Consider the following 14,083-nt stretch of genomic DNA (forward strand, 5'->3'; position numbering starts at 1 on the left):
TAAGGCCGTGCCCGTGGAAAGCGAAGTATCTTGCCGGAGCGCATGTAAGAACTCATCAAAATGCAGTACAGGAAGAGAGCAAATTCTTGTCATGTTATTTCGCAGTATATGGATACTGTTTGGTGTGGAGAGGGGGTTAATATGAATATTAAAAAGCCGAGTGTGGGCACTCGACTTTTGCTTAATAATCTAATTTTTTTGTTTTCTTAATTTTACCTGTCCATTTTTTATATCCACCTTGTAACTGATAGAGGTCTTTATATCCTTGTTTATCAAGAATTAATGCCGCTCTCATGGAGCGTGAACCATTCTGGCAATATAAGTAAACAGGTTTATCTTTTCTCAGCTCTGTTAAACGCTGTTTTAATTGCGTTAATGGTATGTTTCTTGCACCAAGAATGTGCCCTCCATCATATTCCTTCGGTTCTCTCACATCAATAAGTTGTGCTTTACGATAACCTTCACGAAATTCATTTTCCGTTAGGGCTTTTAGTATCTTTTTTTGTTTAAAATAGCGGTATACGGTAAATAAAATAAAGGCAATTAGTATACCGATAAGAATGTATAATTCTGTCATTTTTTGAATCCCCCAATGTCTTCTATTAAATCCTCTAAAAAGGATTATACCATTTAATAGTGTGAAATAAAGAAAAAAATTTTGAACTTAAGGATTTTAAGAAAGATGTCTTGTCTCACCTGTCATTCTATTGTATGCTTTTATTTACATAATATATATAGTAATGGAGGATGTATATGCCTACACCGACAATGGAAGATTACATAGAACAGATTTATATACTAATGGAAACAAAAGGATATGCAAGAGTATCTGCGATAGCCGAAGCTTTACAAGTACAGCCGTCATCTGTGACGAAAATGGTGCAAAAGTTAGACCGTGATGACTATTTGAATTATGAAAAATACCAAGGGCTAATCTTAACCTCAAAAGGTAAAAAAGTAGGGGAAAGATTAGTATATCGACATGAATTGTTGGAAAAATTCCTTAGAATTATTGGAGTTGATGAAGAAAATATTTATACCGATGTTGAAGGAATTGAACATCACTTAAGCTGGAATTCAATTGATCGCATTGGTAATGTGGTACAATTTTTAGAAAATCCTAAACGAGCAAAAGAATTAAGGGAATTTCAGTCAAAAAAGGACTAGATTATCAAGTTCTATCTACTGGTACAAATGTATATATATAATGTGATACCGGTTAGATAGGGTGATATCATGAAAATTGATGGTGTTTTCTCAGGTGGGGGTGTTAAAGCCTTTGCATTTTTAGGGGCGATCCAAGCATTCGATGAAAAAAACATACAATTTGAAAGAGTAGCTGGTACATCTGCTGGAGCCCTATTTGCTACGTTTATTGCGGCTGGTTATACAGCAAAAGAAATGAAAGAAATTTTTTTGCATTTGCCACTTGAAAAATTCCTTGATCAATCGAAATGGAGTAGCATGTTTCCTTTTATAAAATGGCTAACCTTATATAACACCATGGGCTTATATCGAGGAAATTATTTTGAAGATTGGTTGAATGAAAAACTGATGGAAAAAGGTTTGACATCTTTCTCTGATCTTCCTTCAGATAAATTGAAGATTGTTGCAGCAGATTTAACATTAAATCGTGTGGTAGTCTTTCCGGATGATCTGAAGAAAAATTACCATATTGATGCAGGTTATTTTCCCATCGCCAAAGCTGTTCGTAGCAGTATCTCCATACCTTATTTTTTTCGACCTTCTAAAATTATCAATCCCCTCACAAGACAGAAAAGTATTGTTGTCGATGGCATGATTTCAAGTAATTTCCCATTATGGTTATTCGATCGAGATAATGGAAAACGTGATCGCCCGATTCTAGGTTTACAATTAACAGATCCTGCGCAATATTATTACAATAACAAAATTAAAAATGCTGTGGATATGTTAAAGGCGGTAATAGGTACGATGAGAAAAGCCTATGACACGAGATACATTTCAGAAAATGTAGCGAAAGATATTTTGTTTTTTCCGATTGATGATGTGAGTGCTACTGAATTTAATATATCATTAGAAAAAAAACAGGAATTAATGGAATTAGGGTACCAGAGGACAATCAAGTTTTTGTCTAAGTGGTCCCTATAGAAAAGAACAGAGCGCATTATAACGACGCTCTGTTCTTTTTCTTTTGCTTATTTCCTTCAATGACTCTCAAGTGAGTGTGATTTTTTCTAGTTTTTAATGGTCGATTTGGTTTCTTCAGTGAGATATTTTGTTTGATTGGACTAGGTTGCGTGTGCTTATTTTGATGCTGATATTTATATTTTTGTTTCGATTGTTTTACAGCTTTTCGGTATTTTCTCAATTCATTAGGTGTTCGTCTTCTTAGAAAGAAGAAGTACACTAAACCAAAAATTGCTGCACCAATCAACAAGGATATAAATAGGAATTTAAGTAAACCGAGTGTGTCAGTAATTAAGAAAGAGATAAAACCGAACACAGCTAAACCGATTAATGCATAAACAACGATAGAACCTATGTTTCGATTCATTTAAGCTTCCTCCTTTACATAAAAGTATACACGATTTAAAGTCCTTTCTATAGTTATACCCGTTATTTGTTGGATTTTATACAAAATTTTTTTAAATACTTGCAACAACGATATTAAAGCGCTTTATTTTTATTGTATTAGAAAAATAGCAAAATAACTAGATCTTAAGTACATTTAGCATGAAAAAGTTGATTTTGGTTAGCCTATTTTTTGAGGTGATTATATTGAGACGTGTCTATCTTAAAGAAAATAAACAAGACAAAACTTCTTTAATTCCAAAAACTATTAGTATCGGGTTTTTTGGTGGGCTTATCTGGGGGACAATTGCAGCCATTGCAGGTTACTTTAACTTTACAGAAGTAACTCCGAAGAGTTTAATATTACGACCTTGGTTACAGTCAGCATGGTCTGATCAATGGTTAGGCCAATTTATTTCTGTATTGATTATCAGTCTAATATCCATAGGATTAGCATTATTATATTATGTTTTATTGAAAAAGTTTCCAGGTATGTTACCAGGCATATTGGCTGGAATTGTTTTATGGTTTATTGTTTTTTGGTTGTTAGAACCGATTTTTACAAATATACCACCGTTTTTTGAGTTAGATAGTGATACAGTGGTGACTACTGTTTGTTTATTCATTTTATATAGTGTATTTATCGCATATTCTATTTCTTTTGCTTATCAGCAACATATAGGTGAAAATAATTAACCAACTATGTTAAGATGGTGAAGAAAGCTTGTGGGATGGAGTGAAGGAAATGGGGAAGTTACTCTTATTAAATGGACCGAACTTAAATCGTTTAGGAAAACGAGAACCTGATCTATATGGCAATGAAACATTACAGGATATCGAGAATAAAGTACGTGATCTAATAGAACCTTATCAAGTTTATTTAGATGCCAAGCAATCCAATCATGAAGGTGAATTAATTGACTGGATACATGAGGCAGAAGGAAAATATCATGGCATTATATTTAATCCAGGGGCATATACACATACTAGCATTGCGCTAAGAGATGCTATTAGTTCCATTACTGTTCCAGTTATTGAAGTACACATATCAAATGTACATAAGCGAGAGTCATTTCGTCATACTTCTATGTTAGCTCCTGTCTGTAGTGGTCAAATTGTTGGCTTAGGTACTAAAGGGTATCAATTAGCAGCAATGTATTTCTTAGAAAATAATTGATAGAAAGGGAGTTAGGGATGAAGCGGCTTGAGAAATTAAAAAATGTAATAAAGCAAGAAAATATCGATGGATTATTAATAACCAGTCCGATTAATAGACGATATATTACTGGTTTTACAGGTACTTCAGGCGTAGCGCTTGTAACTAGTAGTGATGCAATCTTTGTTACTGATTTCCGTTACATGGAGCAAGCCAGTGAACAGGTAAAAGGATTTGATATTAAAGAACATAAAGGACCAATTCAAGACACCATTGCGGAATTAGTAGAGTCATTACAAATCAAAATGGTTGGATTTGAAAAAGATGACCTGACATATGGTTCATATGAAAAATATAATGAAGCAATCAAAGCAAACTTGGTTCCCTCAAATGGATTAATTGAGAAATTACGCTTGATTAAAGATCAAGATGAGCTTAATATAATAAAAGATGCTTGTAAAATTGCCGATGATGCGTTTGACCATATTTTAAATTACATAAAACCGGGAGTAAAAGAGATCGATATCTCTAATGAATTAGAGTTCTTTATGAGAAAGCAAGGTGCAACATCATCTAGCTTTGATATTATCGTTGCCTCCGGTTACCGATCTGCATTGCCGCATGGTGTAGCATCAGCAAAAGAAATTCAGTCTGGTGAATTAGTAACATTGGACTTTGGTGCGATGTATAAAGGATACGCTTCCGATATTACCAGAACACTAGCCGTTGGGAATATATCAGAAGAATTAGAGACGATCTATCAAACAGTTCTTGAAGCACAGTTAAAAGGTGTAGAAGGAATAACAGCGGGAATAACTGCCAAACAAGCTGATGCCTTAACTAGAGATCATATTGATCAAAAAGGCTATGGTAAATACTTTGGTCACTCAACAGGTCATGGACTTGGATTAGATGTACACGAAATGCCAGGTTTGTCGTTCCGTTCAGATGCAGTGCTTGAACCAGGCATGGTGGTAACAGTTGAACCGGGAATTTATGTACCTAATGTTGGGGGATGCCGCATAGAAGATGACATTGTAATTACAGAAGATGGCAATGAACGGCTAACGCATTCACCGAAAGACTTAATTCGTTTATCAGTATCGTAAACATTTTTGAGGAGGAATTTGATGATTTCAGTAAATGATTTTAGAACAGGACTAACCATTGAGGTAGATGGAGGTATTTGGCAAGTAATGGAATTTCAACATGTGAAACCTGGTAAAGGTGCTGCATTTGTGCGTTCCAAATTACGTAACCTCCGAAATGGTAATATTCAGGAAAAGACATTCCGAGGTGGAGAGAAAGTAAATAGAGCCCACATCGAAAATAGAAAGATGCAATATTTATATGGTTCTGGTGATACTCATACCTTTATGGATACCAACTCATTTGAACAAACAGAATTACAAGCAAATCAGATTGAACGTGAACTGCAATTTATTAAAGAAAACATGGAAGTTAACATTTTAACATACGAAGGGGAAACTATCGGGGTAGACTTACCTAATAATGTTGAGCTTACTGTAACAGAAACAGAGCCTGGGATAAAAGGTGATACAGCAAGCGGCGGAACTAAGCCAGCAACTTTAGAAACAGGTTTAACCGTTCAAGTACCTTTCTTTGTTAATGAAGGGGATGTACTAGTAATCTCCACAGCAGACGGCAAATACGTCTCCCGTGCATAATATTAGAATAGAAAGAGAAAAAACTACTAAGTGAGCTTCACTTAGTAGTTTTTTCTTTTATAAACAGTCAAGCACAAAATACATAAACTGCGAAGTAACTAAGACATGGATTCACTCTCTTCCCGTACTGCATTTTGATGAGTGCTGCTATACGCTCCGGCAGAATACTGCGCTTTCCGTGGGCTCGGCTTCAGCTAACTTTGCAAAGAAACCCACTTTGCAAAGTGGATCTTTAGCCCTCGCTGTGCCACAGGAGTCTCCGTATTCTGCCTACGCTATTTTTGTTATCTGATTATAGAAAGGAATGAACTCATGGAACTAAAATTTTCTGTTTTATTACAGTACTAATTGGGTGTGAATGCTCCTTTAGCATAGTCGTACCCTACGCTAAATATGGTGGAGAAATGGACTGGTTGATTTCTGATTAGTGTTGTGGAGCATATTTTAACGAAGGCCGTCCACTTCCACTCCTGTGGGAATTGTTTGACCTGAAGATCCACTTTTTCGAGCGGTTTTGGCTCGAAAAAGCAAACCCCACGGAAAGGGAAGTGGGCAGCCGGAGTGGTAGTTATCATCACGATATATTTCAAAATTATTTCTTAGGTGACCCGCACATCTAATTACCACATTACTTCGCAGTTTGTATCTACTAATACGACATATGAAAGAATTGGAGTCGCAGCATGTTGTTCGACTCTTTTTATATGAACCAGGTACAAAACAAAGGTTTTTGTTTTGAGAATTTGGTGATTGGTCAAGTTTTTCATATACTCTTGTCTATCTTTGGTTATATCTATTAGTGACTCGCATAGAATGTTTATAGAAATAGCTTATGGAAAAGAGGCAATGTTTATGGAGAGTGTTTTGAAAATACTTCCGAGCCATATCTCTGAACAAATTGACTTTTTTCTGGTAAAGGAAGATATAGATATACAGGAGATTAGACTAAGAGTAAATCAACCAGTTGAGTTAAATGATGGCAGACGAGTAACGTGGTTAAAACAGACATTTTTTAGCCAGTCGGATGCAAAAATGTTTCTAAACAAAATTAGTGACTTTTCTTTATATCGACTTGAAGAAGAGTTAAGGCATGGATTTATAACGATTCAAGGTGGTCACCGAATAGGTATTTCAGGTTCTGTCATTTTAGAAAATAAACAAGTGAAGGCGATACACCATGTCAGTTCCTTTAACATAAGGATTGCCAAACCTCAATTTGGTATTATTCAACCTTATTTACATTACCTTATGACAGATACCATCCAAAATACACTAATCATAGGCCCACCACAATCAGGTAAAACAACATTTTTAAGAGATCTTGCCAATTATTGCGCAAGTGCCAGTTCAAAGCTTGAACTTAAAACAGCTATTGTCGATGAACGGTCTGAAATTTGCGCTTCCATTAATGGTGTCCCGCAGCATTTATTAGCTCCCAGAATTGATGTATTAGATCGCTGTCCAAAGGCAGAAGGAATGATGATGTTTGTTCGTTCGATGTCTCCCGATGTCATTATTGTTGATGAAATTGGAAGTGAACGGGATGCCGAAGCGATTGACGAAGTGATTCATGCTGGAGTGCAAATAGTTTGTACCGTTCATGGCAGGTCATTAGCTGATATTAGCGAGCGACCAACGATTCAAAAGATATTACAAAAAAACATATTTCAACGTTTTGTTATCTTGTCGAATCAGCATCAAGCAGGAGAAGTAACAGAAATTTTGAATGATAAAGGACAACCTCTTTATCAAAGAAGCGTGATATTATGATCAGGCTTCTGGCGTGTTTATTCATCATAGGATCTTTAACCTGGACTGGGCATGAGTATGCTAAAAACCTTGCTAATCGACCAAGATTCATCCGAATGTTCAAAAATGCCCTGCAAATTCTAGAGGCAGAAATAGTCTATAGTCAGGCAACTATTAAAGAATCTTTAACTTCTGTCGCAAATCAAATACCTAACCCAATTTCTGCTCTCTTTCAGCAGATTGCGGCGGATATCCAAGAAGATAAAGAACAGCTTTATCCAATATGGGAAAGTCACGTGGATAAGTTTTATCAGAAACATCCGATTCAATTTGAAGATAAAGAAATTCTTCAACAATTTGGCAGAACGTTGGGACAGCATGATATTGTTCAACAACAAAAATATATTCGCTTAACTATTAATCATTTAGAAAGAAAACTGACAGAGGCTGAAGAAAAGAATCATCGCTATGGAAAAATGTCAAGAAGTATTGGCTTTTTGGTTGGTACATTTATCGTTTTACTCTTGCTATAGAGAGGAGATATCACGTGATTGGAGATACAAGTGTTTTATTTCAGATTGCAGGAATCGGAATTATCGTCGCGATGATTCATACTATATTAAAGCAAATGGGGAAAGAGGAATATGCTCAATTTGTAAGCTTGGTAGGGTTTATCATTGTTTTGTTGTTTGTGCTTAACAGTATTTCGGATCTATTCCAGCAGATAAGAGCTGTATTTTTTCTAAAAGGATAATGGTTTATGGAAATCTTTGAAGTAATCAGTGTAGGAATTATAGCATCCGTACTATTTTTATTATTAAAGGACAAGCAGCCCAGTATTGCGTTTCTTGTAATTGTTTTAACCGTTCTCTATTTTTTCATCTTCGTTATTCAATATGTACAAGAAATTCTTCAACTCATTACTTATTTAGGTGAACAGGCAAATATTAATGAAATCTATATTAAGACTATACTTCAAATTATAGGGATATCTTATATTACTGAGATTGGAGCAAACATCGTTAAAGATGCTGGTTTAGAATCGATTGCTGTCAAGATAGAAATGATAGGAAAAGTGTTTATCCTCATTTTAGCTATTCCGATATTTAAATCTTTAATTGAAACGATAATAAATATTTTTCCGATCACATAGTTAGGAAGGATATACATGAACTTTACTAGAAAATTTGCTATCATTTTCGCACTTTTCTTCTTTCTTATTCCAATACAACTTGCAGCAGATGTAACCGACCAAACAGATGCCTACCAACAGATGATTGAAGGGAGCGAATTAGAAGGATATTGGGATTATTTAGGGGATCAATATAACGATGCACTCCCGGAGCTTAATAAAGAAAATTTATGGTCCATGGTAAAAGGAGAAGGAGGCCTCTCGATTAAGGAATGGTTGAAAGGGTTTCTCCGCTTCTTCTTTTATGAGATTGTAGAGAATGGTAAATTACTGGGGACGTTAATGCTGTTAACATTATTTTGTTTAGTTTTACAAACCATACAAAACGCATTCGAAAAGCAAGTCGTTAGTAAAGTTGCCTATGCGATTGTTTATACGATGCTGATTATTATGGCATTACAAAGTTTCCAGCTCGCAACGAATTATGTGCTTGATACAGTGGATATGGCTCAAAGTTTTTTAATAGCTTTATTGCCCATGTTACTAGGTATATTAGCATCACTTGGACATCTTGTAACGATTTCATTTTTTCATCCTATCATCATTTTTCTCATTCATACAAGTGTGTTTGTCATTTCCAAAATTGTTATACCGTTAATATTAATCTCAGCTATTCTTCAAATTGTTAGTACGATCAGTACCGAGTATAAAGCGACTAAATTAGCAAATTTAATCAAAAATATAGCTATTAGCTTGATGGGGATTTTACTGACCGTTTTTCTTGGGGTAATATCCGTACAAGGAGCTGCTAGCGCAATTCAAGATGGTATTGCGATGAAAACAGCTAAGTTTGTAACCGGTAATTTCATCCCAGTAATCGGCAGGATTTTTACAGATGCAACTGATACCGTTTTAAGTGCTACCATTTTGATTAAGAATGGAATTGGCATGATTGGTGTCGTCATTTTAATTGGAATCGTATTGTTCCCTGCGATTAAAATTTTCACCATCTCTTTAATGTATAAAGTGGCGACAGCTATTCTACAGCCCGTTGGTGATGGACCGGTTATAGAATGCTTGGATATTATCGGCAAACATATCCTTTACTTATTTGCTGCACTATTATTAGTTACCTTTATGTTTTTCTTCACGATAGTCATTCTTATTATATCTAGTAATTTAACGATGATGGTGAGATAGGAGGGGAGAATCATTGAGTACCTATCAAGTTGGATATTACAAATTATCATTTATATGATTCTTGCAATGATTGTTGATCTTATTCTTCCCAGTTCTACATTAAAACAATATGTGAAATTAGTAGTAGGATTATTACTTATTTTAATTATTTTGCAACCATTGTTGTCTGTTTTTAATGTGAATGTTCACCAAATGGTGGATCAAATAATTCCGACAAATAGCGATTCATCTGTTGAATCCGAAATAGAAAATGGAATGAATCAGCAGAAAAGTGAAATAGAAAAGATACAAGCTGCATATGTATTAGAAGAGATGGTTGTCCAAATGGAAAATATAGTAGAGGAGGAGTTACAGGAGACGTACAATTATCAAATTGAGGACATGGAAGTAGATTGGGCTAGTCATCCAACTTCTGAAGAAAATGAACTAGAGCGTATATATGTACAGCTTGTCACGATGGATGATGATTCTGCTAAAGTTGAAGAGGTGCATATACAAATTGGTGACTCATTACCTCAAACTTCTGAATCTCCGCCAGATGATGCAAATGAAATAAAAAATTTCTTAGCTGATCAGTGGGGAGTAGAGGAAGAGATAATTCATATCAGATGGAAGGAGGAATAAGGTGCCTAAATGGATGGAAAAGTTTTTATCAAATCTAAAAATGAAAGACAAAAAACCTACGAAGATGCAATATATTGCTTTGCTGGTGTTAATAGCAGTTTTTATATTGTTAATTAGTAATATATTCAGTTCAGATCAACCAGATAATCAATTAACTGATCCTCCAAGAATGATGGAATCATCATCAGAAGATGAAGAAAGTGAAACATGGAACCAATCCAATACATCTGATGCAACTTCAAAGATAGGAGATTTAGAGGCAGCATATGAAAGTGACTTAGTCCAATTACTGGAGAAAATAACAGGTGTAGCTGAAGTGGAAGTGATGGTTAATTTAGACGCAACTAATGAACGAGTCTACGAGAAAAACTTAGTAATTGGTTCACAAATAACAAATGAATCAGATCAAAATGGTGGTACAAGAAAAGTTGATGACGAAACAAGAGAACAAACAGTTGTCATTATTCGTCAAGGGGAACAAGAAACACCATTATTAGTTCAAACCAAAAAACCACAAGTGAGAGGTGTACTGGTAGTTGCAGATGGCGTGGACAACCTAGAAGTTAAAAAATGGGTGTTAGAAGCCGTGTCCAAAGTATTGGATGTACCGGCACACCGAGTATCGGTTATGCCGAAAAACACATAGATTTATTAGGAGGGGAAACGATGTTAAAAAAGCAAACTGTTTGGTTGTTAACGATGTTAAGTTTAATGATTGTATTAAGTGTGTACTATTTAAATGCACCAACTGAAGGAGATTTAGCCTATTTTGATGCTGATGAGGAGCAAGATCAAACGACATCATCATCCAATCTAGATCAATTAATGAATGATTCAAATTTAGAAGAGACAGAGGAAGCAAGTATGGAAGAAGATGCCGCTGAAGAAGAAACGGAAATGGATGATTTAAATACATCATCGATTAACACTAACGACTATTTTACAGCAACCCGCATAGAAATTACCAATCAAAGAAGTGCAGAAAGAGAAAGACTGGAAGAAATTGTTGCTTCAAGTGAGAGTAGTTCAGATGAGAAGAATGAAGCTTATGAAGCTATGAAAGAAATAGATACGCTAAATACAAAAGAAAACATTTTAGAAGAAGAACTAAAGTCAAATGGTTATGAAGAGGTTCTAGTTCGCAATGTAGCAGACAATAGTCTCGTCATATCCGTTCAAGCTGACAGTCTCTCAGCGACAGAAGCAAATCAAATCATTCAACAAGCAAAAGATGAATTTGGTGAAATAAAAATTGAAGTCAATTATAAGTCAAGCTAAATCCGTTGTCTTCCGTTTAAATATCCGTTAACTTGTCCTTGAGAACTCTCGAGGACATTTTTATTTGGAGTCCATTTGAATTAACTGTGATGTTTCGTCATAATTAAAACAATGGGTTGCAGTTTTTATATCTATTGCGTAAAATGTTAGAAGGAGTTATTAGTACCTGTTATTAATTGTAACAAAAGATGAAGGGGTGCAAACATGTTAACAATACAAGAAATCAATCAATTAATTGAAAAATTAGATCAATCAACTATTGAAGAATTCTCTTATGAGGCTAGTGGTGCCAAGATTAAACTGAAGAAAAATACAGGTGATTCGAAAACAAATGTAGTATCGCAACCTGTCGTACAACCGCAAGAAACAATACCACAATCAAAAGCGGAAACAACAACAAAATCAGAAGTAACAACAGAAGCAACAGAAACAAAAGAAGAACCACAACCAAAAGCGGATTATGATCATGAAATTGTCTCACCTATGGTAGGTACTTTCTATAGTTCACCATCACCAGATAAACCCGTCTATGTGCAGGTTGGAGATCAAGTAAATGAGGATTCCATTGTATGTATCGTAGAAGCGATGAAATTATTTAATGAAATCGAAGCAGATGTAAATGGCACAATAACTGAAATATTAGCTGAAAATGGTGAATTAGTGGAATATGGCCAACCATTATTCCGAATTAAGAAGGCATAAGGGGATGACATTGTGATTAAGAAACTGTTAATTGCTAACCGTGGAGAAATAGCAGTCAGAATTATTCGATCTGCGAAGGAAATGGGCATAGAAACGGTGGCAGTATATTCAGAAGCTGATAGTGATGCATTGCATGTACAATTAGCGGATGAAGCATATTGTATCGGACCAAAATTAAGTACAGACAGTTATTTAAACTTTACTAATATTATGAGTGTTGCAACATTAACAGATACGGATGCGATCCATCCTGGTTACGGATTCTTATCAGAGAACGCAGATTTTGCAGAGATCTGTGATGCATGTAATATAACGTTCGTTGGTCCTAGTGCCTATGCTATCCAAAAAATGGGTACAAAAGATGTAGCAAGAGAAACAATGAGAGAAGCTGGTGTTCCAGTCGTTCCGGGGTCAAATGGTATCATTAAGGACGAAGAAGAAGGACTTAAGGTAGCAAATGAAATCGGATTTCCTGTTATTATTAAAGCCACTGCCGGTGGTGGTGGTAAAGGTATTCGTATAGCCCGTACCGAGGAAGAGTTGCTAAAAGGTATCCGTGTAACCCAGAATGAAGCTGAAAAAGCGTTCGGAAATCCAGGTGTGTATTTAGAAAAATACATCGAAGACTTTCGTCATGTCGAAATTCAGGTTCTAGCAGATAATCATGGTAATGTAATACATCTTGGAGAACGTGATTGCTCTATTCAAAGAAGGTTACAAAAATTAATTGAAGAAACACCATCACCAGCAATAGATGAAGATATGCGAAAGAAAATGGGAGAAGCAGCAGTAAAAGCTGCGAAAGCCGTTCAATATTCTGGTGCAGGAACAATTGAATTCATTTTTGATCAAAAAGAAAACAAGTTTTACTTTATGGAAATGAATACTCGTATACAAGTAGAACACCCGGTTACTGAAATGGTTACAGGTGTGGATTTGATCAAAGAACAACTCCATATCGCTAATAATGAAACACTAAACTATAAACAAGAAGATATTACATTTAACGGATGGGCAATGGAATGCCGTATTAATGCAGAAAATCCTGAACAAGATTTTATGCCATCAGCAGGTAAAATCGACATGTATTTACCACCTGGAGGCTTAGGAGTTAGAGTCGATTCAGCGGCATATCCAGGCTATCAAATCCCTCCATATTACGATTCGATGATTGCGAAATTAATTATTTATGGCAAGACAAGAAAAGAAGCGGTTGATCGGATGAAACGAGCACTCGATGAATTTGTAGTAGAAGGTGTTTATACTACAATTCCATTCCATCGAAAAATGATGGTACACCCTGTATTTGTTGATGGTGATTTTAATACAAGATTTTTAGAAAAGTATAGTATAATGGAAGAAGAGCAAGACTAATTTTAGTCAAAAAGGGGTGTTTATCATGGCTGAAAACCAATTACTTAATGTTAGTGAATCTACTCCTTTAGGAAAAGTAGAAATTGCACCTGATGTACTAGAAGTGATTGCTGGTATTGCCACTACTGAAGTATCTGGTGTCTCCAGTATGAGAGGAAATTTTGCGACGGGAGTAGCAGAACGATTAGGGAAAAAAGCACATGGTAAAGGGATTAAAGTCGATTTGATCGAAGATACTGTGTCTGTAGATGTATATATTGTCGTGGATTATGGTCACTCAGTTCCAACTGTTGCTGAGAAAATACAATTGAATGTAAGGCAGGCAATCGAAAATATGACCGCCATTCAAATTAAAGAAATTAACGTCCATGTCGTAGGTGTTCATATGGAACAGGTGAATGATGAAAAAGATGAGTAATGTTTAATATTACTTATAGCTGGATAAAGGTCCTACAGAATATTCTGATAGGACTTTTATTCATTTTTATCTTCAAAATATAAAATTAGGAAAGAATACATAAACTGCGAAATAACATGACAAGAATTTGCTCTCTTCCTGTACTGCATTTTGATGAGTTCTTACATGCGCTCCGGCAAGATACTTCGCTTTCCACGGGCACGGCCTTA

19 protein-coding genes are annotated in these 14,083 nt (G+C 35.4%); 17 read left to right on the forward strand and 2 right to left on the reverse strand.

The annotated features are described in order from the left end of the window. Nucleotides 1-181 precede the first annotated feature (181 nt). Complete coding sequence (locus D569_RS0121550) at nucleotides 182-577, reverse strand: rhodanese-like domain-containing protein (protein ID WP_018934518.1); 396 nt, start codon at nucleotides 575-577, stop codon at nucleotides 182-184. Between the two features lie 176 nt (nucleotides 578-753). On the opposite strand from D569_RS0121550, the gene mntR reads away from it, so the two are divergent. Both mntR and D569_RS0121560 read left to right on the forward strand, forming a co-directional pair. Beyond that, nucleotides 754-1,167: a transcriptional regulator MntR gene (mntR, locus tag D569_RS0121555; RefSeq protein ID WP_018934519.1), complete on the forward strand. Its 414-nt coding sequence runs from the start codon at nucleotides 754-756 to the stop codon at nucleotides 1,165-1,167. A gap of 69 nt (nucleotides 1,168-1,236) precedes the next feature. Further along, nucleotides 1,237-2,130: a patatin-like phospholipase family protein gene (locus D569_RS0121560; protein ID WP_018934520.1), complete on the forward strand. Its 894-nt coding sequence runs from the start codon at nucleotides 1,237-1,239 to the stop codon at nucleotides 2,128-2,130. A gap of 16 nt (nucleotides 2,131-2,146) precedes the next feature. On the opposite strand, the gene D569_RS0121565 is transcribed toward D569_RS0121560, so the two are convergent. Next, entirely contained in the window at nucleotides 2,147-2,536 is a 390-nt protein-coding gene (locus D569_RS0121565) for an SA1362 family protein (protein WP_018934521.1), read from the reverse strand. Nucleotides 2,537-2,751: 215 nt separating this feature from the next. Here D569_RS0121565 and D569_RS0121570 point away from each other — a divergent pair, with 215 nt between their 5' ends. The 15 genes from D569_RS0121570 (at nucleotide 2,752) to D569_RS0121640 (ending at nucleotide 13,874) form a co-directional block, all read left to right on the forward strand. Next, a complete protein-coding gene (locus D569_RS0121570) occupies nucleotides 2,752-3,249 on the forward strand; it encodes a YqhR family membrane protein (RefSeq protein WP_026287429.1) in 498 nt (165 codons plus the stop codon). Nucleotides 3,250-3,298: 49 nt separating this feature from the next. After that, nucleotides 3,299-3,730: a type II 3-dehydroquinate dehydratase gene (gene aroQ / locus D569_RS0121575; RefSeq protein WP_018934523.1), complete on the forward strand. Its 432-nt coding sequence runs from the start codon at nucleotides 3,299-3,301 to the stop codon at nucleotides 3,728-3,730. A gap of 17 nt (nucleotides 3,731-3,747) precedes the next feature. Further along, nucleotides 3,748-4,818: a M24 family metallopeptidase gene (locus D569_RS0121580; protein ID WP_018934524.1), complete on the forward strand. Its 1,071-nt coding sequence runs from the start codon at nucleotides 3,748-3,750 to the stop codon at nucleotides 4,816-4,818. A 21-nt stretch (nucleotides 4,819-4,839) separates the two neighbouring features. After that, complete coding sequence (gene efp, locus D569_RS0121585) at nucleotides 4,840-5,397, forward strand: elongation factor P (RefSeq protein ID WP_018934525.1); 558 nt, start codon at nucleotides 4,840-4,842, stop codon at nucleotides 5,395-5,397. Between the two features lie 852 nt (nucleotides 5,398-6,249). Next, entirely contained in the window at nucleotides 6,250-7,167 is a 918-nt protein-coding gene (spoIIIAA, locus tag D569_RS0121590) for a stage III sporulation protein AA (RefSeq protein WP_018934526.1), read from the forward strand. Continuing rightward, a complete protein-coding gene (gene spoIIIAB / locus D569_RS0121595; protein WP_018934527.1) occupies nucleotides 7,164-7,679 on the forward strand; it encodes a stage III sporulation protein SpoIIIAB in 516 nt (171 codons plus the stop codon). The genes spoIIIAA and spoIIIAB overlap by 4 nt, the downstream gene beginning before the upstream one ends. A 14-nt stretch (nucleotides 7,680-7,693) precedes the next feature. Then, complete coding sequence (spoIIIAC, locus tag D569_RS0121600; protein WP_018934528.1) at nucleotides 7,694-7,900, forward strand: stage III sporulation protein AC; 207 nt, start codon at nucleotides 7,694-7,696, stop codon at nucleotides 7,898-7,900. A gap of 6 nt (nucleotides 7,901-7,906) precedes the next feature. Next, nucleotides 7,907-8,299, forward strand: a complete 393-nt coding sequence (spoIIIAD, locus tag D569_RS0121605; protein WP_018934529.1) for a stage III sporulation protein AD — start codon at nucleotides 7,907-7,909, stop codon at nucleotides 8,297-8,299. Nucleotides 8,300-8,314: 15 nt separating this feature from the next. Further along, nucleotides 8,315-9,478 carry a stage III sporulation protein AE gene (spoIIIAE, locus tag D569_RS0121610; protein WP_018934530.1) on the forward strand — a complete coding sequence of 388 codons (1,164 nt, stop codon included), beginning with the start codon at nucleotides 8,315-8,317 and terminating at the stop codon, nucleotides 9,476-9,478. Nucleotides 9,479-9,490: 12 nt separating this feature from the next. Then, a complete protein-coding gene (gene spoIIIAF / locus D569_RS0121615) occupies nucleotides 9,491-10,102 on the forward strand; it encodes a stage III sporulation protein AF (protein ID WP_281169083.1) in 612 nt (203 codons plus the stop codon). Between the two features lies 1 nt (nucleotide 10,103). Next, complete coding sequence (spoIIIAG, locus tag D569_RS0121620) at nucleotides 10,104-10,748, forward strand: stage III sporulation protein AG (protein WP_018934532.1); 645 nt, start codon at nucleotides 10,104-10,106, stop codon at nucleotides 10,746-10,748. A 20-nt stretch (nucleotides 10,749-10,768) separates the two neighbouring features. Beyond that, complete coding sequence (locus D569_RS0121625; protein WP_018934533.1) at nucleotides 10,769-11,380, forward strand: SpoIIIAH-like family protein; 612 nt, start codon at nucleotides 10,769-10,771, stop codon at nucleotides 11,378-11,380. A gap of 204 nt (nucleotides 11,381-11,584) precedes the next feature. Further along, on the forward strand, nucleotides 11,585-12,082 hold the full coding sequence (gene accB / locus D569_RS0121630; protein ID WP_018934534.1) for an acetyl-CoA carboxylase biotin carboxyl carrier protein: 498 nt from the start codon (nucleotides 11,585-11,587) through the stop codon (nucleotides 12,080-12,082). A gap of 12 nt (nucleotides 12,083-12,094) precedes the next feature. Further along, nucleotides 12,095-13,456 (forward strand): acetyl-CoA carboxylase biotin carboxylase subunit, encoded by a 1,362-nt coding sequence (accC, locus tag D569_RS0121635; RefSeq protein WP_018934535.1) that lies wholly within the window; start codon nucleotides 12,095-12,097, stop codon nucleotides 13,454-13,456. A 25-nt stretch (nucleotides 13,457-13,481) separates the two neighbouring features. After that, a complete protein-coding gene (locus D569_RS0121640; protein ID WP_018934536.1) occupies nucleotides 13,482-13,874 on the forward strand; it encodes an Asp23/Gls24 family envelope stress response protein in 393 nt (130 codons plus the stop codon). Nucleotides 13,875-14,083 lie beyond the last annotated feature (209 nt).

Origin of the sequence: Gracilibacillus lacisalsi DSM 19029, from assembly GCF_000377765.1 — a bacterium.
GTDB classification, from domain to species: Bacteria; Bacillota; Bacilli; order Bacillales; family Amphibacillaceae; genus Gracilibacillus; species Gracilibacillus lacisalsi.

What these genes read in the sequence shown, in the direction of transcription:
- D569_RS0121640 (WP_018934536.1), top strand. Translation starts at nt 13,482, where the DNA reads ATGGCTGAAAACCAATTACTTAATGTTAGTGAATCTACTCCTTTAGGA.
- D569_RS0121560 (WP_018934520.1), top strand. Translation starts at nt 1,237, where the DNA reads ATGAAAATTGATGGTGTTTTCTCAGGTGGGGGTGTTAAAGCCTTTGCA.
- D569_RS0121580 (WP_018934524.1), top strand. Translation starts at nt 3,748, where the DNA reads ATGAAGCGGCTTGAGAAATTAAAAAATGTAATAAAGCAAGAAAATATC.
- mntR (WP_018934519.1), top strand. Translation starts at nt 754, where the DNA reads ATGCCTACACCGACAATGGAAGATTACATAGAACAGATTTATATACTA.
- spoIIIAB (WP_018934527.1), top strand. Translation starts at nt 7,164, where the DNA reads ATGATCAGGCTTCTGGCGTGTTTATTCATCATAGGATCTTTAACCTGG.
- D569_RS0121565 (WP_018934521.1), bottom strand. Translation starts at nt 2,536, where the DNA reads ATGAATCGAAACATAGGTTCTATCGTTGTTTATGCATTAATCGGTTTA.
- spoIIIAE (WP_018934530.1), top strand. Translation starts at nt 8,315, where the DNA reads ATGAACTTTACTAGAAAATTTGCTATCATTTTCGCACTTTTCTTCTTT.
- aroQ (WP_018934523.1), top strand. Translation starts at nt 3,299, where the DNA reads ATGGGGAAGTTACTCTTATTAAATGGACCGAACTTAAATCGTTTAGGA.
- efp (WP_018934525.1), top strand. Translation starts at nt 4,840, where the DNA reads ATGATTTCAGTAAATGATTTTAGAACAGGACTAACCATTGAGGTAGAT.
- D569_RS0121550 (WP_018934518.1), bottom strand. Translation starts at nt 577, where the DNA reads ATGACAGAATTATACATTCTTATCGGTATACTAATTGCCTTTATTTTA.
- accB (WP_018934534.1), top strand. Translation starts at nt 11,585, where the DNA reads ATGTTAACAATACAAGAAATCAATCAATTAATTGAAAAATTAGATCAA.
- D569_RS0121625 (WP_018934533.1), top strand. Translation starts at nt 10,769, where the DNA reads ATGTTAAAAAAGCAAACTGTTTGGTTGTTAACGATGTTAAGTTTAATG.
- spoIIIAD (WP_018934529.1), top strand. Translation starts at nt 7,907, where the DNA reads ATGGAAATCTTTGAAGTAATCAGTGTAGGAATTATAGCATCCGTACTA.
- spoIIIAA (WP_018934526.1), top strand. Translation starts at nt 6,250, where the DNA reads ATGGAGAGTGTTTTGAAAATACTTCCGAGCCATATCTCTGAACAAATT.